Raw genomic sequence first — 17,670 nt, 5'->3', positions numbered from 1 at the left:
AGGAATGACGACATGAGCATGCATCGCAGAACCCTGATCACCGGCGCTGCCGCCCTGGCTGCATCCGGCACCTGGCTCCCGGCCTGGGCCCAGGAGCGCCGCTTCGCGCCGCAGCCCAGCCCCGGGTGGCGCACGTTCGATCTGACGCTCACGGTCACCGTGGCCGACCCGCAGGGGACGACCAAGCTCTGGCTGCCGCTGCCTGACCTCGAGACCGACTACCAGCGCACGCTGGGCCACAGCTGGACCGGCAATGCCGCACAGGCGCAAGTGGTGGCCGATGCGGCGCGTGACACGCGCATGCTGTATGCCGAGTTCGGCGATGCGGTGAAGGAACCCAGCCTCTCGGTCACCACGCGCGTGCAGACGCGCAACCGCGTGCTCGACTGGGGCACTAAGGGCGCGCCTGTGGCAGAAGACCCCGAGGTGCTGCGCGCCGCTCTGGCGCCCACCGAGTTGCTGCCGCTCGATGGCATCGTGCGCAAAACGGCCCTCGAAGTGACGCGCGGCGCCAGGACCGATGCCGACAAGGCCCGCGCGATCTACGACTGGGTGGTGGCCAATGCCCACCGCGAACCCAAGGTGCGCGGCTGCGGCATCGGCGACATCAAGGCCATGCTGGAGACCGGCAACCTCGGTGGCAAATGCGCGGACCTGAATGCGATCTTCGTGGGCCTGAACCGCGCGGTGGGCGTGCCGGCCCGCGACATCTACGGCCTGCGTGTGGCGCCTTCAGCCTTTGGTTACAAGGAGCTCGGTGCGAACTCGGCGGCGCTGAAGGGCGCCCAGCATTGCCGGGCCGAGGTCTACCTGAAGCAGCGCGGCTGGGTGGCGATGGACCCGGCCGACGTGCTCAAGGTCGCGCGGCAGGAAACGGCCGACTGGATCAAGGACCGCAAGCATCCGGTGGTCGCACCGGTCGACAAGGCCTTGTTCGGCAGCTGGGAGGGCAACTGGGTCGGCTACAACCGGGCGCACGACCTGATGCTGCCCGGCAGTGCCGGCAAGGCCTCGCTGGCCTTTCTGATGTATCCGCAGGGCGAGAACCGCAGCGGCCGTTTCGACGAGCTGGCGCCGGACAACTTCCGCTACGTGATCAGCGCGAAAGAGATCGTCTGAGGTCACCGTGATCGTAGGCACATGATCGTAGGGACGGCGGGTCATATCGACCACGGCAAGACCACGCTGGTGAGAGCGCTCACCGGCGTGGACACCGACCGCCTGCCCGAGGAAAAAAAGCGCGGCATCAGCATCGAGCTGGGCTACGCCTTCCTGCCCACGCCCACTGGCGAGCGCATCGCCTTCATCGACGTGCCGGGCCACGAGCGCCTTGTCCACACCATGTTGGCCGGCGCCACCGGCATCGACTTCGCGCTCCTGCTGGTGGCGGCCGACGACGGCGTGATGCCGCAGACCCGCGAGCACCTGGCCGTGCTGAGCCTGTTGGGTATCTCAAGTGGCGCCGTGTTGATCACCAAGTGCGACCGTGCTTCGCCCGAGCGCATCGCCTTGCTGCGCAGTGAAATCGCGGAGCTGCTGGCTGGTAGCTCGCTGGCTTTGGCGCCGGTGCTCGAGGTTGCAGCCACCACCGGCCAGGGTCTGGATGCGCTGCGCCAGCTGTTGTTCGACGTCGCAGCCCGTCTGCCGCAGCGTGGTGCGGCGGGGGCTGCTTTCAGGCTCGCCATCGACCGGGCCTTCAGCCTCGATGGCGTTGGCACGGTGGTCACCGGCACCGTGCACGCAGGGCGGGTCCGCATCGGTGATGAATTGACGCTGACGCCGGATGTGCGCGGCTCGATGCTGCGCGTTCGCAGCCTGCATGCGCAGAACGCGGCGGTTGGGGAGGCGCTGGCCGGCCAACGCTGTGCCGTGGGCCTGGTGGGCATCGCCAAAGATGAGGTGGCACGCGGGCAGTGGCTGGTCGATCCGGCGGTGCGCCTGCAGACCGAGCGGCTCGATGCGCGCCTGCAGCTCTGGCCGGCCGAGGCCAAAGCCCTGCGTTCGGGCGCAGTGGTCCATGTGCACATCGGCTCCAAGTCCGTGATGGGCACGGTCGCCGTGCTCAGTCGCGAGCAGCTGGAGCCCGGCGGCGAAGCGCTGGTGCAGCTGCTGCTGCGCGAGCCGGTGGCGGCCTGGCGTGGCGACCGCATCGTGCTGCGCGATGCCAATGCCAGCCGCACGATGGCCGGCGGGCGTGTGCTTGACCCTTTTGCTCCCACGCGCTACCGCCGCACGCCGGAGCGTCTGGCCGAGCTGGCGGCCCTGCAGCTGCCCGAGCCCGAGGCGCGCCTGCAGGCCTTGCTGGAGGCTGCGCCGCTGGGTGTGGACCTCGCACGCTTTGCCGCGGCCGAAGGCCTGCGCGAGCCACCAGCGTTGGCTGCGGCGCTGCAAGTGCGCGAGGGTGGCTCGGCCTGGGCGCTGGCTGACGCGGCCGCCGAGCATTGGGCCGGCCTGTTGCTGCAGCGCCTGGCGGACTATCACCAGCGCCAGCCCGAGGAACTGGGCCCCGATGCTGGCCGCCTGCGCCGCGTGTGTGCGCCGCGTCTGCCCGAGCCGCTGTGGCTCGCCTTGCTGGCGCGGCTGCGCGCGCAAGGCCGCTTGGCGCAGCGCGGCAGCTTCGTGCATCTGCCGGCCCATGGCGTGCAGCTCTCGGCGGCCGAGCAGCGCATCGCGCAGAAGGTGGCACCCCGGCTCGCCGAGGCCGGCTTCGAAGGCGCCTGGGCCCGCGACCTGGCCCGAGACAGCGGCGAGAGCGAGGCCCTGATGCGCAGCACCCTGGCCCGCCTGGCCCAGCAGGGCGAGCTGCACCAGGTGGTGAAAAACCTCTACTACGGCGCGCCCCAGATCCATAAGCTGGCCGACATTGCCCGCGGCCTGGCGGCGGGGCCTGAAGGCCAGGTGCTGGCGGCGGGCTTCAGGGATGCCACGGGCCTGGGGCGCAAACGGGCGATCCAGGTCCTGGAGTATTTCGACCGCGTGGGGCTGCTGCGCCGCGTCGGCGACCTGCACAAGCTGCGGGCCGATTCGCGGCTGTTTCTGGCCGAGGAGCGGGCCGCGTGAGGTGCGGAATGATTTCAACGGAGGAGAGACGACACCGGTGTGTCGGCCGGGCTTCAAACCCGGTGGGTGGCGCCATGCGTCGCCGGGCAGGTTCGACTCCTGTTCTCTTCCGCCATTGGCTTCGGTACCGGCGATGCTGATCGCCGGTACCGAGCTGCCCGAGGACCTGCTCTACCTGGTGGACGAGCAGACCTGGGCCCGCCTGCTGCCCGATGGCTCGGCCCGCCTCGGCATCACGGCGCTGGGGCTCAAGGCCTCGGGCGAGATCTACATGTGCCGGCCCAAGCCGGTGGGCGAGCAAATCGCTCAAGGGCGCTCGATGGCGGTGGTCGAGCTGGCCAAGTCCATCGTCTCGGTCAAGTCGCCGCTCTCCGGCGAGGTGCTGGAGATCAATGCGCAGCTGGCCGAGCGGCCGGAGCTGATCCTGGCCGATTGCTATGGCGAAGGCTGGCTGCTGCGGCTTGGACCGCACAGCCTGGACACCGAGCGCCACCAACTGCTGCAAGGTGAGGCCGCGCGCGCGGCGATGGAGCACTACGCATGGCTGAACCAGCTGCAATGACGGTCAAGGGCGTAGCCCTGCTGCTCTGGGCAGCCGACCCGTCCAAGCCGGCACGCCTGGCCACGCCGTTCTTCCATGCGGCGGCGGCGGCGGCGATGGAGCTCGAGGTCGAGATCTATTGCTCGGCCCGCTCGGTGCTGTTGCTGCAACCGGGCGTGGCCGCCGCGCTGCGTGCCTCGGAGCGCCACGAAAAGACCGTGCTTCAGGCGATGCAGGAGGCCGTCGGCCACGGCGCCCGGCTCTATGCCTGCACCGATGCGCTGGCGGCGCAGGGCCTGAAGCGCGATGCGCTGATCGCCGAATGCTCGGGCCATGGCGGGGCCGTACAGTTCATGGCCCGATTGGCCGACCCGGCCTGGCGCTGCCTGGTGTTCTGAAGCATGAATGACGCAACGACCTCCGCCCTGCAGGCTCTAGAAGCCTTGATGAGCCGCTACTCCGTCGGCCCCAAGCACCTGGTGGAGCCCGGCCCCGACGACGAGCAACTGGCCCTGATGGTGCAGGCCGCGCTGCGCGCGCCCGACCATGGCGAGCTGCTGCCCTATCGCTTCAAGGCGGTGCGCGGCGAGGCGCGCCAGCAGATGGCCGAGCTCTTCGCGGCGGCCGCCCGTGCCGCCGGCAAGGACGAGGCCGGCGCCGAGCTCGATGCCGAGCGCGCGCTGCGGCCTCCGGTCAGTGTGGCCGTGGTGGCACGGCTGGACATGGGCCATCCGCAGGTGCCGGTGCATGAGCAATGGGCGGCCATTGGCGGTGCGCTGGCCAACTTCCTCAATGCCGCCCACTTGATGGGTTATGGCGGCAAGATGCTCAGCGGCGCCAAGGTGCGCGACCCCGGTCTCGCGGCTGCTTTCTGTGAGCCCGGCGAGATCCTGGTCGGCTGGATTGCGCTTGGCACGCCGCTGCGCCGCCCGGCCGGGCCTTCGCGCAAGGGCGGCGTGGAGCAGGCCCTGCAGTTCTGGCGCAGCTGAAGCCGCGCCCTCTTTCAGCGGCGTATCCAGGCCTGGCAGGCGGCGTCGGTGGCCGCGCCGGGGCGCACCGTGAGGCTGGGCAGGCGGTCGCTCTTGCCGTCAAGTGGCAGGTAGCGCAGCTCCTTGTCGCCGTCCTCGGTCTGGACCTTCAGCACGACCTCCTTGCTGACGTCGCCGCCGAAGATCGACCAGGCCTTCAGCACCATGCCCTCGCGCAGGCCTGCGCGGTGGGCCGGGCCGTCGGTCAGCACGTCGGTGGCGCTGTGCTTGCTGAGCGAAGCGGGATTGAAGCCCAGCACCCACCGGGGCACCTCGGCCCAACCCATCGCGAAGCAGGGGCCGGCCAGGCCTTCGTCCAGTTCGAAGCTGCGGCCCTCGGCCACATGGGCCTGCACCTGTTCGCGGGGCTGGCTGCCCAGTGCTGTGGTCAAGGCCTTCAGCACGCGTTCGTGGGCCTGCTCGGCCTTACTGGCCTGCTCGGCGGGCAGCATCAAGCCGCGCAGCAGGGCGTCGAGCCCGGCCGGGTTCTTGCGGCGCAGCTCGCGGTCCCAGCCCATGGCCAGCAACTCGCCGCGCACATACATCTGGCGGCCGGCGTCGCGGTCGCTGAAGAAGCGCGGCGCGATGCTCTCGGCCGTGGCATTGCGGGCCGGCGAGCGCCAGTAGGCTCGCAGCGCGCGGGTCAGCTGCTCGGCATAGCGGTCCAGCGTCCAGAGGCCACCGGCCAGCAGCAGGCGGTGCGTGTAGTAGTCGGTGAAGCCTTCCGACATCCAGTAGTGCCGCGCCGCCTGATCCGCGTCGTCGGCGCCGCGGCCGCCCAGGCGATTGGGCAGCCATTGGTGCAGGTTCTCGTGGCCGATCAGGAACTCGAAGCTGTCATTGCTGGGGCCGAAGTCGGGGCTGACGTGCAGCACGGCGGCCTGATGCACCAGCGTGCCGCCGTTGTTGCCCTTGGCGTGGTTGGGTGTGCGCAGCACGGACTGTCTTGGCGTGCTCTGGTCGCCCCAGAAGCGGCGATGGGCCTCCAGCAGCCGTGCGACCTGGTCGGCGAAGGCCGCATCGTCCAGCCCTTGCGTGCCACGGCTGGCGGTGACCACCGGGCCGCCAAGCAAGGGCCGCTCCGCGACGCGCCAACCCGGGCCACCGGCGAAGACGGCATGGCGCAGCAGGGCCTGCGAACCCTGCAGGGCCACCTCGGCCCTCGGCTGCACGCGGCCATCGAAATAGCTGCCGAGCAACGGCCCGACGCTGGCCGCCGGCTGGGCGAGGCTCATGCACATGCGACCGTTGCGCTCATCGCCCCAGGCTTCGACGCTGGGCAGCACGCCATAGCCGAAGAACTGGAACCAGTCGACGCCGATCTGCGTGCGGTAGAGATGCTCCTGTTTCTGCGGTTTGCCGTCGTCCGGGTCGGCCAGCGTGGCGCGGATCTGGTAGCGCACCGAGACCCGGCCCTCGGGCTCGTGCTCGACCTTCCAGCGATTGATGTTGTCGCTGGCCAGCAGGCGCACGCCGATCGGCTGCTCGGTGGCTGGGGTGAGCGAGGCGCCATAGTCGTTGACGCCGGCCCAGCCCGCCTGCAGGCGCAGCCAGCTCTCGCGCCGTCCTTCAGCAGCAAACGTCAGCTCTACCTCGAGCTGGCGCGGCTGGCTGTCGTAGCGCGGTGTGACGCGGTAGTGCAGGTCGCAGTTGGTGTTGGACTGGGCCTCTGCGGCCAGGGGCAGGGCGATGGCCAGTGTGGTGAGGGTGCGCAGGATGCTTGTCATGGGCCCGCATGCTAGACGGGCCCGCCGGGTGTCCGGGAAGTTTTTCCTAGGCTTTGCCAAGCTCCATCACCACCTCGCCTGAGACCGGGTCGGTCAGGCCGAGGCCGTTGCCCAGGTCCTCCAGCTCGGCGCGGAAGCTGTCCAGCATTGCGATCATTTGCGGCCGTGCAGCGGCGATGCTGGCGAAGCTGTCCCATTCGCCGACCAGGCAGAAATCGCGCTCGCCGGTCTGCACCATGCTGCCGCGCCGGAATCCGATGAAGCCGGGATCGGCGCGACGGTGGGCGTCGAGGAAGGCCTGCTGGCGCCCGGGCTTGACGCGAAAGCGGACGATGTTGAACGCGATGGCTGAGCTCATGGGGAATCTCCTTGGAGGCGTGCTGCCGCCGGCCCGGAGATTCTTGCGCTGCGCCGCCGCCGCTTCAAGCCTTGCCCTGGTCCTTGTCCTGGTTGGCACGCCAGGCCGCGATCCGGGGCTTGAGCAACTCGAAGCGTGTCAGGCTCGCGGCCGGCCAGTGCTCTTCGCGCCGGTAATACTCGGCCATCACCGGCTTGCCGTCGCCGAGTTGCAGCCAGGGCTGCTTTGTCGTCGTGAAGATGTGGATGTCGGGCGGGCAGCGGTCGGGCTCGTCCAGCGTGCCGACGCGGAGGAAGGCCATCAAGGGGCCGGCACCCGCGTAGTGGCTGTACAGCGCCACGCGGCATTGCGGGCAGCGCGCGATCTGCTGGCCTGCGCCGCTGGCCGAGGGCGTGTCCACCAGCTCGGGCGCCTCGCCCAGCAGTTGCAGCCGGTCGGTTTCTATCATCGCGTTCAGCGCAAAGGCCGAGCCGCTCTCGCGCTGGCACCAGCGGCAATGGCAGCAGTTGACGAACAGCGGCCGCTCGACGAGGCGGTAGCGGATGCGGCGGCAGTCGCAGCCGCCTTCGAAGGTTTCGCTCATGCTCGTGCTCCTTCCAGGTGATCGGTTCAGCGCAGCGCCTTGCGCCGCACCAGTTTGAGCCCGGACCAGGTGGCGTCCACCGCGCAGACCTTGATGTCCACCAGGCCGAGTGGCAGGGCGATCTCGCGTATCACGTCCTCGGTGATGTCGGTGGGCAGGCGCGAGGCCTTCTTGGGCCAGCTGACCCAGATCGCGGCGTCGGGGCGCAACTGCGTTGGCAGCTGATCCAGCGCCGCCGCCAGCACGCTGCGCTCGGTGACGAAGAGCAGGACCAGGTCGGTGCTGGTGTCGGCCGTCTTCTGGAACACCACCTGTGGCGGCAGCGGCGCCAGCAAGTCCTTCAGCGCGGCCAGGCCGGCGGGCGGATGCAGGGCCAGGACCTGGCTTCCCTCCTTGAGGCCCAGCTTCTTGGCCAGCGGTGTGCCGGAGTAGCCAGCGGCGGTGGTGGTGGTCGCCATGCTTCAGGGCTTGATGGTGGAGAACGCGCCTTCGCGCGTCAGCGTGGCCACGGCCTGGCGTATCGAAGTCATCAGCGCCTCGCTGAGCTGTGGATGGCAGGCGATGAACGTCTCGATCAGGCCGAAGCTCAGCACGGTCTTGGGCGGCGGGGGCAGGGCGTTGCGCATCTCCTCCTTGGCCACGAAGGCGTTGGCGGCCCACAGGTCGATGCGTTTGGCCTGCAGCTTGCGCAGGTTGGTGGCGTCGTCGGCCACTTCCTCGATCTGCAGGTTCTGGGTGCGCAGTTGCTGCGCGGCGACCGAGTTGCGAATGACGCCAATGCTCAGGTTGCGTGCGTCGCTCAGGCTTGTGAAGTTGCGGGTGTCATCGGCGCGGGCCAGCAGCACCAGCTCCGCCCGCGAGATCGGGCCGGCCCACTGGAACAGCGCCTCGCGTTCTGGCGAGCGGCCCATGCCCACGGCGCAGGTGCCGGGCCGAGTGCTGGCGTCAAGCAGGGCTCTGGCGGTGACGGTCTGCTCGAACTGCGGCTCCGCGAGGTTGGCCACCTTGGCCAGGCGGCGCAGCATGGCAATGCCCCGGCCGCTGAAGACGCCGGTGGCCGGATCGCGCACGAAGACGGCGGGCGTCTCGGGCAGCAGGAAGGTCACGCTGGGTGGCACTTCGGCAGCTTGTGCCGCGTGCGCTGGCAGTGCCAACAGTGCTGACACTGCCGAGAGTGCAGTAGCGAGTGCACCCAGCCGTGCCGCGAGCCGACGCTGGGTGCCGCTCATTCAGAGCCCCAGCGCCTTGGCCAGCTCGTCCGGCGCATAGGGCCGTCCGCGCTGCGGATAGGCCTTCACCAGCTCGCACATGCGGGCACTCAGCGGCGCGCTGCGGCCCTGGCTGGCGGCCAGGCGCACGACCTCGCCGCAGAGCGCGTCAATCTCGGTCGCGCGGCCGAGGGCCAGGTCGTCCGCCATGCTGGAGCGGGCCTTGGCATCGATCTGCAGCATGCGCTTGGCCAGCCGTTCGAAGACGAAGGTCGGCAGGCGCAGCAGCAGGGGCAGGGGCAGGCGCTGCGGAGGCAGGGCCGCCAGCTGGGCCGGCGCAATGCCGGCAGCGGCCAGCACACCCAGCGCCTCGCTTTGCAAGGCGGCGAAGCAGCGCCGGTAGCCGCGCTGCAGCAACTGCTCGCGCAAGGGCCGGCCGGACAGTGCGTTCACCGGGTTGTTCAGGTTGATCAGCAGCTTGCCCCACTGGACCGCACGCAGGTCGGGCAACAGCTTGAAGCCCAGGCCCTGCGCTGAGAAGGCGGCTTGCAGCGGCTGCAGCAGCGCATCGCTTTGTGCCATCAGCGCGCCGGCCGTGCCGCGATGGAAATGCCCCGGCGCCAGCTCGGCGATGTTGAACGGCACCATGCCTGGCAGGCAGCGCAGCGCAGGAGCAGCAGCCTGGGCGCGCTCGGCATTGCCAATGCCGTTCTGCATGGACACGACCAGGCTGCCCGGTGGCAACGCCGCCTGCAGCTCGGCCGCCGCTTCGGCGGTGGCGCCGCTCTTCACGCACAACAGGATGACGCTGGGCGCGAGGCCCGGCGGCAGCTGCTCGTGCAGATGCAGTTGCTCGGGCGCGAGCTGCTGCTCGCGGCCGTTCAGATCGCTGAGCTTGAGGCCCCGCTCGCGCAGTGCCGCGATCACGCGGTGGCGGCCGACGAAATGAACTTCGAGGCCAGCAGCCGCGAGGCAGCCACCGAGGTAGCAGCCCACCGAGCCGGCGCCCATGATGAGGATGCTGCTCATGGCTTGGCGCTTTGAGGATAGGGATCGAAGGCCTGCCACAGCGGCGCCAGGCGGACCTCGCGCTGCTCGGCGCGGGCCCGCGCCTGCAGGTCGGCCAGGGTGCTGCCGAAGTCGTCGATCAGGTAGGCGATGGGCTGGGGCAGCGAGCCGTCGGCCGGCAGCGGCAGCCAGAAATCGTCCCAGTGGATGGGCACGACGCGGCGCGCGCCGCTCGCCTGCACCACCTCGCGCCAGTAGCCGTCGCGGTAGGCGGCGTTCTTCTTGCCCAGCGTGCCGACGCCGAGGAAGACGGTGTCGACGCGGCGGCCCTGCAGCGCGCCGGGCACGAAGCCGGCGCTGCCCTGCACGAGGATGCTGCGGCCCTCATGCTCGACCAGCAACGACCAGACCTGGCCCTCGCGCCAGGCGCTGGCCAGGGCCGGCGGCTTCAGTGGCGCTTCGATGTCTTCATGGCCATTGCCATCGCTCCACCAGGTCGGCGAGTGGCGCGAGGCAATGAAGCTGAGCTTGAAACGGCCGAGCTGCAGGCTCTCGCCATCGCGCACCTCGCGCAGTTGCGCGGCCGGCAGGCCTGCGCCACGGCCGAGGTTCAGCGTGGAGGGCGAGCCCACCAAGAGGGCGCCGGTGCGCTGGGCGACCAGGGGCGAATCCATCGCATGGTCGTAATGCGAGTGCAGCGGCACGACGGCTGCGAGCTTGCTGATGCCCAGCTTCTGCAAGCCGGCTTCGACGCTCTGCAGGTCCGGCGAGATCGGGCCCATCAGCGCCGACACCGGCGGCCGGCTGAAGAAGGCGTCGGCCAGCCAGGCGGTTTCGCCGTCGTCAAAGAGCAGGGTGCTGACGCCGGCAAAGCGCACCCGCAGCTGGCCGGCTTGCGGCGCTGCGGCCGGCAGCAGCAGGGTGTCCAGCCCCGTCAGCGGCGGGCGCCGCTGCATCTGCACGTAGACGTAAAGCCCGGCCGCGATCAGCAGCAGGGCCAGCAGCAGTGCGGCGCGGCGCAGCCGCCGAAAGCCGCGGCTCACGTGGCCGGATGGGCCAGGTCGCGGATGTGCGTGGGGCCGACGCGGCGCTCGATCTCGCCGAGCATGCTGCGGCCCCAGCCCAGGGCGAACAGCCATTCACCGACGACGAACATCGGGCCGACCAGGAGGCCCACCAGGTCGTCCACGAAGGCCGGCTTGCGGCCCTCGTAGTAGTGGCCGACGAACTGGATCACCCAGCCGACCACGAAGCTGCCCACACCCCAGACCAGCCAGGAGAGCATCGAGCCCTCGGCCAGTGGCGAGGCCAGGGCCATCAGCACGCCATTGACGACGACGGTGGCCAGGCCCAGCAGCAGCTCGCCGCGCGTGAGGTACCAGAGCGCACTGAGGGCCCACAGCACCCAGGCGCCGTTGAGCGCGAAACCGTCGACGCTGAAGCTGGCGCGGGCCAGCAGCACGCCAATGGCGAACACGATCAGCGGGATGCCGACGAAATGCGTGGCGATGTTGCGGCGGTCGCGGTGATAAGCCGCGTACTGGGCCATCAGGTCGATGGCGGGGCGGAAGGGGCTGGCCATGACGGTCTCCTTGGTTCTGCTGGCGGGCTGGGCCCGATGTGTCGATGCTAGTTCAGCATCTTGGCAGCCTGCTGTCAAAAAGCCGACAGATGGCGTCCCTGCAAACCCTGGTGCGAGCTACATCAGGGCGTCAAAAGGCAGCACATCGACGGCCTCGCCCGCCGCCACGCTGCCCTGGTCGTGCGCCAGCAGGATCAGGCCATTGGCCCGGCTCATGCTGGAGAGGATGCCCGAGCCCTGGTCGCCGGTGGTCTCGACCTGCCAGCCGCCGTCGGGTGCGCGGCTGACGATGCCGCGCTGGTATTCGGTGCGGCCGGGCTTCTTGCGCAGCCCTTGCAGGCTGGTGGCACGCAGCATGGCCAGCGGCGCGGGCGTGGCGCCGGCCAGGCGCAGCAGGGCCTCGCGCACCAGGGCATAGAAGCTCACCATCACGGCCACCGGATTGCCGGGCAGGCCGAACAGCAGCGCGGCCGTCCCATCGGCGCGCGGCAGGCGCCCGAGCGCCAGCGGGCGGCCGGGGCGCATCAGCAGTTGCCAGAAGAGCAGCTCGCCCGTCTCCGCCATGTCGGCCATCACGCGCTTGGTGTGGTCGGCATCGCCGGCGCTGACGCCACCGGAGCTGATCAAGACATCGGCCCGCGCCACGCCCTCGGCAAAGGCTTCGCGCAGCGCGGCCGGCTCGTCCTTCACGAGGCCGAGGTCGATCACCTCGATGCAGCCCAGGCGCTGCAGCAGGGCGGTGAGGGTGTAGCGATTGCTGTCGTAGATCTGGCCTGGCTGCAGGGCCTGGCCCGGCGCGCAGAGCTCGCTGCCGGTGGACAGCAGGGCCACGCGCAGGCGCGGGGACACGGCGGCTTCGGTCTGGCCCAGCGAGGCGAGCAGGCCGATGTCGGGGGCCTTCAGCACGCGGCCGGCGGCCAGGGCCTGCTCGCCGCGTGCCAGGTCTTCGCCGGCCAGGCGGCGGTTGGCACCGGGCTTCAAGGCATCAGCGGGGATCAGGATGTGCTCGCCATCGGGGCGCTGGACCAGCTCCTGCGGCACCACCGTGTCCAGCCCTGGCGGCAAGGCCGCGCCGGTCATGATGCGCCGGCACTGGCCGGCCGCGAGTGGGCCGGTCGGCTCGTCACCGGCCAGGCTGGTGCCGGCGATGCGCAAGACCGTGGGCTGGCCGGGGCGCAGCTCGGCGCCGCTGAAGGCATAGCCGTCCATGGCCGAGTTGTCGTGCGCCGGCACGTTGATGGGAGAGATCAGGTCCTCGGCCAGCACGCGGCCCAGCAGGGCCTGCAGCGGCAGCCTCTCGCGGGCCGGGCTTGGCGGCGGCAGGGCCCGGGCGATGAACGCGCAGGCGCGCTCCAGGCACAGCGACTCGGGCTCGTAGCCGGGCAGCGAGGCGGCGATCTCTTGCAGTGTCATGGGGTGGCGCCCGGCACGCGCAGGGGGCGGCACATCAGGTCCTTGTCCACATAGCGGCCATCGGGCAGCTTGAGGGCGTTCTCCAGGCGGCCATAGCGGCGAAAGCCGCAGCGCGCGTACAGCGCCACGGCTGCCGCATGGCCGGCGCTGACGGAGAGCGTCACCTGCTCCAGCACGGGCTCGCCTTCCAGCATCTCCAGCGCCTGCGCCAGCAGGGCGCGCCCGAGGCCCAGGCCCTGCAGCTCGGGCAGGACCATCATGCCGACGATATGGGCCACATGGCGGACCTTGGCCCGCGGATCGAACTCGGCGCTGATGGCGCCGACCATGCGTTCGCCCAGCCAGGCGGTCAGCGTGAACAGGTTGTGGCCGCCGGCCGCCATGCCGAGGCGGTTGCGGTAGCTATCGGCCGTGCGGCTGCGCTCGGTCTCGGCGTCGGAGGTGAAGGCCTCCTCGAAGCCGGCCAGCATCGCGTCGCGCAGCTGCTTGTATTGGGTCAGGTCGTCCTCGCGCATCACTCGGATGCGGCAGGCGAGGCGGTCGGCGCTGGAATTCAAGGCTTCATCCACCGATGTAGTGCATCTCGACCTTGCGGACCTCGCTCGGGACAGAGGCGCCGCTGGCGCGCAGCTGCGAATAGCGGTCCTTGCGGCCCGACCAGATGGCGGCCAGGGTGCCGGCGATGTCTTCGTCTTGCGCCCCGCCACGCAGCAGGCCGCGCAGGTCGTGGCCGGCATGGGCGAACAGGCAGAGGTAGAGCTTGCCTTCGGTCGAGAGCCTGGCGCGGTTGCAGTCGCCGCAGAAGGCCTGGGTCACGCTGGAGATCAGGCCGATCTCGCCGCCGCCGTCGGCATGCTGCCAGCGCTCGGCGGTTTCGCCGAGCGTGCTGGCGCCCAGCGGCTTCAGCGTGAACTCCGTCTGCAGGCGTGCCAGCAGCTCGCGCGAGGGCAAGACCTCGTCCATGCGCCAGCCATTGGTGGCGCCCACGTCCATGTATTCGATGAAGCGCAGGGTCACGCCCGTGCCATGGAAATGCCGCGCCATGGCCATCACCTCGTGGTCGTTGACGCCACGCTTGACCACCATGTTGACCTTGATGGGTGCGAGACCCACGGCCTGTGCGGCGGCGATGCCGTCCAGCACCTCGGCGACCGGGAAGTCCACGTCGTTCATGCGGCGGAAGATGGCGTCGTCCATCGCGTCCAGGCTCACCGTGATGCGCTGCAGGCCGGCGTCCTTCAGCGCTCTGGCCTTGCGGGCCAGCAGCGAGCCATTGGTGGTCAGCGTCAGATCGAGCGGTGCGCCCTCAGGCGTGCGCAGCGCGGCCAGCATTTCCACAAGGCGCTCGATGTGCTTGCGCAGCAGGGGCTCGCCGCCGGTCAGGCGGATCTTCTGCACGCCCTGGGCCACGAAAACCCGGGCCAGGCGCGTGATCTCCTCGAAGCTCAGCAGCTCGGCATGCGGCAGGAAGCTGTGGTGCTTGTCGAACACTTCCTTGGGCATGCAATAGCTGCAGCGGAAATTGCAGCGGTCGGTGACCGAGATGCGCAGGTCGCGCAGCGGCCGGCCGAGGGCGTCGGCCAGCAGGCCGCCTTGGGCCGCCAACGGCGGCGGCAGGGGCAGCGAGTGCCTGTGGTCGACCAGGGGAATGACGCGCTCCGACATGGCCCGCATTGTGCCCGCGTGGCCAGGCCCGGCCCGCCCTGGGGCTTACAGTGCGGGGCGATCCAGCCTCAACCATTGACCATGCGCAAGCCCTTGCCCCGTTGCGTCAGCTTCGGCGAAGCCCTGACGGACCTGATACGCACGGGCCCGGACACCTGGCAGTCGGCCTGCGGCGGCGCGCCCTGGAACGTGGCGCGGGCGCTGGCCGGCCTCGGCGTGGCCAGCGCCTTCGGCGGCGGCATCAGCCGCGACCTGTTCGGCCAGGCCCTGTGGCGAGAGAGCGAGGCGGCCGGGCTGGACCTGCGCTTCCTGCAGCAGTTGGACAAGCCACCGCTGCTGGCCGTGGTGCACGAGACGGCGCCGCCGCAGTACTTCTTCATCGGCGAGGACAGCGCCGATCTGCATTTCGATCCGGCGGCCCTGCCCGATGGCTGGGAAGCAGCGTTGGACTGGGCGCATTTCGGCTGCCTCGGCCTGTGGCGCGAGCCGCTGGCCGCTCGCCTGCTGGCCCTGGCCGCCCAGCTCAAGGCTGCTGGCAAGCGCATCAGCTACGACCCGAATTTCCGAGCCGTGATGGACGAGCACTACGACCCCACACTGGAGCGCATGTGCGGCCTGGTCGACGCGATCAAGGTTTCAGACGAGGACCTGCGTCGCCTGTTCCGCAGCAGCGATGCCGCGCCGGGCCAGGCTCAGCTGCGCGCCTGGGCCCCCACTGCCTGGATCCTGCTGACCCGGGGCGCCGGTATCGCCACGCTGTATCGCGGCGACCAGCAATGGAGCTTGATGCCGCCCGAGGTCGCGGTGATCGATACCGTGGGCGCCGGCGATGCCGCGATGGCCGGCCTGCTGGCCAGCCTGATGCAGCAGCCGCCGCATCAGCAGAGCCCCGGCGAGCAGCACCTGCGCTGGGCGGTCACGGCGGGCGCACTGGCCTGCACGGCGGCGGGCGCCTTTGCGCCGGATCGTCAGGCGCTGCTGCGGAGTCTCAGCGCGTAGGCTTGCCGCCCGGCTTCCACATCGGCTTGTAGTCGCTGTTGGCCAGCCAGCGGGCCGGTTCGATCAGCGACTGGATCACCGCCGTCATGAAGGGTAGGTCCAGGTGGGCGATGTCGTCGTCGGCCTTGTGGTACGTGGGCGTGGTGGCCCAGCCCGAGACGGTGTGGGCGACGATGCCGGCGAGGGCCAGCTGGTAGTTGTCGGAGCGTTCGAAGAACTTGTGCTCGGGATAGGGGTCGGCCGTGATCTGGAAGCCGCGGGCCTTCATGGTCTCGCCGAAGTCCGAGCGTTCGAAGCCGGTCATCATCAGGGTCTTCGCCGGCAGCTTGGGGTCCTGCGCGCCAATCATTTCGAACTCGAGGTTGGCGATGATCTCGGTCAGCGGGATCGGCGGGTTCTTGGCGAAGTAGGTCGCGCCCAGCAGGCCCATTTCCTCCGCGCCGAAGCAGACGAAGAGCACCGAGCGCTTGGGGCGCTCGCCGGCCGCCAGCGCGCGCGCCACTTCCAGCACGGCGGTCACGCCCGAGGCGTTGTCGTTGGCGCCATGCATGATGGTCACGCCATCGGACTGCAGGCCCAGGTGGTCCAGGTGGGCCGAGAAAAGGAGGGTGCCGGCCTTGGGGTCGCTGCCCTGCAGATGGCCGATCACATTGGTGGTGATCAGCTTGTCCTCGACGATGGCCGGCGGCTCCAGGGTGATGGCCTGGCCTGCGGCGGCCGCCAACTGGTCGTACAGCGCTGCCGGGACGGTCAGCAGGGTGGGGCGCGGCTTGCCTTGGGCGCTGCCTTCACGCATCAGGCGGGGCTGGCCGCCCATCTGGGCGTACAGCTTGCGGGTTTCCTCACTTTCGCGGGCGATCACCAGCTTGGCGCCTTGTCGTGCCGCCGTCTGGTACCAGTCCATCAACCGGGCCTGGCCCTTGACCAGCACGATCTCTTCGGTGCCGAGCGCCTTCGGGTCTTCGGAGGCTGCCAAGCTCAGCTTGCCGCTGATGGCCTGGCCGCTCGAAGTGAACAGTGTGAGGCCGCTGGCCTCGACCTTGCCGGCCATGTTCAGCCGGCCGGTGCCATCCAGGCGCGGCTTGGGCAGCACGGCGGTCTGCAGGTAGCTATTGCCCATGCCCGGTGCGGGCTTGATGCCGAAGCTCTCGAACTGCGAGGCCACGTAGACGGCGGCGATGGTCTCGTCGCGGCTGGCGCTCTTGCGGCCCTGCAGGGCGTCGGAGGCCAGGAAGGATTCATGGGCGCTGACCCATTGCTGCTTGACGACCCAAGGCGTCTGGGCCTGTGCGGCCAGGCTCAGGGTGGCGCAGCCGGCCAGCAGGAGGGAGTGGAGAACAAGACGCACGGTCCGACCTTCAGCTTGTTTTGAAGCGGCGGATTATGGTGGTGGCCGGGGCGGCCCTCCCCAAGTCACGGTGCGATCAGCGCGCGGCTCAGCGGCGCGGCTTCTTGGCCGGCGTGGCGGCCTCGGCGGCGAAGGCCAGCTCCAGATACTCACGCACATTCTTCTTGAACAGATCGCCAAGCTTCACGAGCTTGATGTGGCGCCGCTTGCCTTGCTCGCCTTCCAGCACCTGGTGCGGGTCCGGTAGCTCGCTGCCTCGGCTGAACTCCAGCGCCAGGTGCTTGTCGTAGGAGAACAGTGCGCAGACCGGCGACCTGGCCGAGAACAGCAGGCCGCCATAGCGCACCTCTTCGCGCAGCCTCGGGCCGGCGGTGTGGATCAGCTCGCGGGTGCGGTCGATCAGGGCAAAACGCTCGGCGTCCTTGCGGCGCAGCTCGGTCAGGAAGTCATCGACGGGTTCGGGGTTCATTGCCTGCATTGCACCACTGAAAGCGGATCAGCCCTTGCGGGCCACCAGCGTCTGGTGCTCCGAGCCCACCTGCAGCGCCGGTCGCTCGGCCTCGAGTTCTGCTAGCGGCTGCACTTCCACCATCGTGGCCTGGCAGCGCCGCGTCAGCTGCTGGTAGGTCTCGGTGCCTTCGAGCTTCCAGCGGATCTCGTCGTCGGACAGCTCGCGCAGCACCTTGGCCGGCACGCCGGCGATCAAGGAGCGCTCGGGCAACTTGAGCCCGGCACGCACGAAGGCGCTGGCCGCGACGATGGAACAGGCGCCGATCTCGGCCTCGTCCATCACCACCGCATTCATGCCGACCAGGGCGTCGTGGCGCACGATGCAGCCGTGCAGCACGGCGCCATGGCCAATATGGCCGTTGGTCTCGACCACGGTCTCGGATTTGGGGAAGCCGTGGATCACGCAGGTGTCCTGCACGTTCGCGCCTTCCATCAGCACGATGCGGCCGAAGTCGCCCCGCAGCGAGGCGCAGGGGCCGATGTAGCAGCCCGGGCCGACGATCACGTCGCCGATGAGCACGGCGGTGGGATGCACGTAGCTGCTGGGGTGGACGACGGGGATCACGCCGTCGATGGCATAGCAGGGCATGGAGGGTCTCCGGGTTAACCCCGGTCAATCGGGGCGGTGGCGGCCTTGCGC

The 17,670-nt window shown here is 69.8% G+C and carries 20 protein-coding genes and 1 tRNA gene; 7 read left to right on the top strand and 14 right to left on the bottom strand.

Annotation, left to right across the window (positions count from 1 at the left end; genetic code table 11):
- The first annotated feature begins 12 nt into the window (after positions 1-12).
- The 6 genes from J7U46_RS03885 to J7U46_RS03860 all read left to right on the top strand — a co-directional run bounded on the left by J7U46_RS03885 (position 13) and on the right by J7U46_RS03860 (position 4,590).
- On the top strand, positions 13-1,119 hold the full coding sequence (locus J7U46_RS03885; RefSeq protein ID WP_282823517.1) for a transglutaminase domain-containing protein: 1,107 nt from the start codon (positions 13-15) through the stop codon (positions 1,117-1,119).
- Between the two features lie 21 nt (positions 1,120-1,140).
- Positions 1,141-3,060 (top strand): selenocysteine-specific translation elongation factor, encoded by a 1,920-nt coding sequence (gene selB / locus J7U46_RS03880; RefSeq protein WP_282823516.1) that lies wholly within the window; start codon positions 1,141-1,143, stop codon positions 3,058-3,060.
- A gap of 19 nt (positions 3,061-3,079) precedes the next feature.
- Positions 3,080-3,175, top strand: a tRNA-Sec gene (locus J7U46_RS03875).
- An 18-nt stretch (positions 3,176-3,193) separates the two neighbouring features.
- Positions 3,194-3,622 carry a glycine cleavage system protein H gene (locus tag J7U46_RS03870; RefSeq protein WP_282823515.1) on the top strand — a complete coding sequence of 143 codons (429 nt, stop codon included), beginning with the start codon at positions 3,194-3,196 and terminating at the stop codon, positions 3,620-3,622.
- Positions 3,601-3,999 carry a DsrE family protein gene (locus J7U46_RS03865; protein WP_282823514.1) on the top strand — a complete coding sequence of 133 codons (399 nt, stop codon included), beginning with the start codon at positions 3,601-3,603 and terminating at the stop codon, positions 3,997-3,999. Before J7U46_RS03870 ends, J7U46_RS03865 begins: the two co-directional genes overlap by 22 nt.
- A 48-nt stretch (positions 4,000-4,047) precedes the next feature.
- Positions 4,048-4,590: a nitroreductase gene (locus tag J7U46_RS03860; RefSeq protein ID WP_282823513.1), complete on the top strand. Its 543-nt coding sequence runs from the start codon at positions 4,048-4,050 to the stop codon at positions 4,588-4,590.
- Positions 4,591-4,604: 14 nt separating this feature from the next.
- Here the strand turns inward: J7U46_RS03860 and J7U46_RS03855 are convergent, their stop codons facing one another.
- From J7U46_RS03855 to moaA, 11 genes are all read right to left on the bottom strand, one after another.
- Positions 4,605-6,356, bottom strand: coding sequence for a hypothetical protein (locus J7U46_RS03855; RefSeq protein ID WP_282823512.1), 1,752 nt, complete (start codon positions 6,354-6,356; stop codon positions 4,605-4,607).
- Positions 6,357-6,402: 46 nt separating this feature from the next.
- A complete protein-coding gene (locus J7U46_RS03850; protein WP_282823511.1) occupies positions 6,403-6,714 on the bottom strand; it encodes an antibiotic biosynthesis monooxygenase in 312 nt (103 codons plus the stop codon).
- A gap of 64 nt (positions 6,715-6,778) precedes the next feature.
- Positions 6,779-7,297 carry a GFA family protein gene (locus J7U46_RS03845; RefSeq protein ID WP_282823510.1) on the bottom strand — a complete coding sequence of 173 codons (519 nt, stop codon included), beginning with the start codon at positions 7,295-7,297 and terminating at the stop codon, positions 6,779-6,781.
- Positions 7,298-7,323: 26 nt separating this feature from the next.
- Complete coding sequence (locus J7U46_RS03840) at positions 7,324-7,755, bottom strand: DUF3052 family protein (RefSeq protein WP_282823509.1); 432 nt, start codon at positions 7,753-7,755, stop codon at positions 7,324-7,326.
- A 3-nt stretch (positions 7,756-7,758) separates the two neighbouring features.
- Positions 7,759-8,526 (bottom strand): transporter substrate-binding domain-containing protein, encoded by a 768-nt coding sequence (locus tag J7U46_RS03835; protein WP_282823508.1) that lies wholly within the window; start codon positions 8,524-8,526, stop codon positions 7,759-7,761.
- A complete protein-coding gene (locus J7U46_RS03830; protein ID WP_282823507.1) occupies positions 8,527-9,534 on the bottom strand; it encodes a 2-dehydropantoate 2-reductase in 1,008 nt (335 codons plus the stop codon).
- Positions 9,531-10,556, bottom strand: coding sequence for an MBL fold metallo-hydrolase (locus J7U46_RS03825; RefSeq protein ID WP_282823506.1), 1,026 nt, complete (start codon positions 10,554-10,556; stop codon positions 9,531-9,533). Before J7U46_RS03825 ends, J7U46_RS03830 begins: the two co-directional genes overlap by 4 nt.
- On the bottom strand, positions 10,553-11,095 hold the full coding sequence (locus tag J7U46_RS03820) for an Mpo1-like protein (RefSeq protein ID WP_282823505.1): 543 nt from the start codon (positions 11,093-11,095) through the stop codon (positions 10,553-10,555). The genes J7U46_RS03825 and J7U46_RS03820 overlap by 4 nt, the downstream gene beginning before the upstream one ends.
- Before the next feature lie 117 nt (positions 11,096-11,212).
- The gene (glp, locus tag J7U46_RS03815; RefSeq protein WP_282823504.1) at positions 11,213-12,508 is read right to left on the bottom strand and encodes a gephyrin-like molybdotransferase Glp; all 1,296 of its coding nucleotides are present in this window, start codon (positions 12,506-12,508) and stop codon (positions 11,213-11,215) included.
- Positions 12,505-13,065: a GNAT family N-acetyltransferase gene (locus J7U46_RS03810; protein ID WP_282823503.1), complete on the bottom strand. Its 561-nt coding sequence runs from the start codon at positions 13,063-13,065 to the stop codon at positions 12,505-12,507. The genes glp and J7U46_RS03810 overlap by 4 nt, the downstream gene beginning before the upstream one ends.
- Positions 13,066-13,069: 4 nt before the next feature.
- The gene (gene moaA, locus J7U46_RS03805) at positions 13,070-14,173 is read right to left on the bottom strand and encodes a GTP 3',8-cyclase MoaA (RefSeq protein ID WP_282823502.1); all 1,104 of its coding nucleotides are present in this window, start codon (positions 14,171-14,173) and stop codon (positions 13,070-13,072) included.
- Positions 14,174-14,254: 81 nt separating this feature from the next.
- Between moaA and J7U46_RS03800 the strand changes: the two genes are divergently transcribed.
- The gene (locus J7U46_RS03800; protein ID WP_282823501.1) at positions 14,255-15,172 is read left to right on the top strand and encodes a carbohydrate kinase; all 918 of its coding nucleotides are present in this window, start codon (positions 14,255-14,257) and stop codon (positions 15,170-15,172) included.
- Here J7U46_RS03800 and J7U46_RS03795 read toward each other — a convergent pair.
- From J7U46_RS03795 to J7U46_RS03785, 3 genes are all read right to left on the bottom strand, one after another.
- Positions 15,162-16,520 carry a M20/M25/M40 family metallo-hydrolase gene (locus J7U46_RS03795; protein ID WP_282823500.1) on the bottom strand — a complete coding sequence of 453 codons (1,359 nt, stop codon included), beginning with the start codon at positions 16,518-16,520 and terminating at the stop codon, positions 15,162-15,164. The two genes, J7U46_RS03800 and J7U46_RS03795, sit on opposite strands and share 11 nt — an antisense overlap.
- Before the next feature lie 88 nt (positions 16,521-16,608).
- Positions 16,609-16,989, bottom strand: a complete 381-nt coding sequence (locus J7U46_RS03790) for a DUF1801 domain-containing protein (RefSeq protein WP_282823499.1) — start codon at positions 16,987-16,989, stop codon at positions 16,609-16,611.
- A gap of 27 nt (positions 16,990-17,016) precedes the next feature.
- Complete coding sequence (locus J7U46_RS03785; protein WP_282823497.1) at positions 17,017-17,619, bottom strand: phenylacetic acid degradation protein PaaY; 603 nt, start codon at positions 17,617-17,619, stop codon at positions 17,017-17,019.
- Positions 17,620-17,670 lie beyond the last annotated feature (51 nt).

This window comes from Pelomonas sp. V22 (assembly GCF_030014915.1).
Lineage (GTDB): Bacteria > Pseudomonadota > Gammaproteobacteria > Burkholderiales > Burkholderiaceae_C > JAUASW01.
Note: the sequence above shows the minus strand (reverse complement) of the source record. Positions and strands in the feature narration are given on the sequence as shown.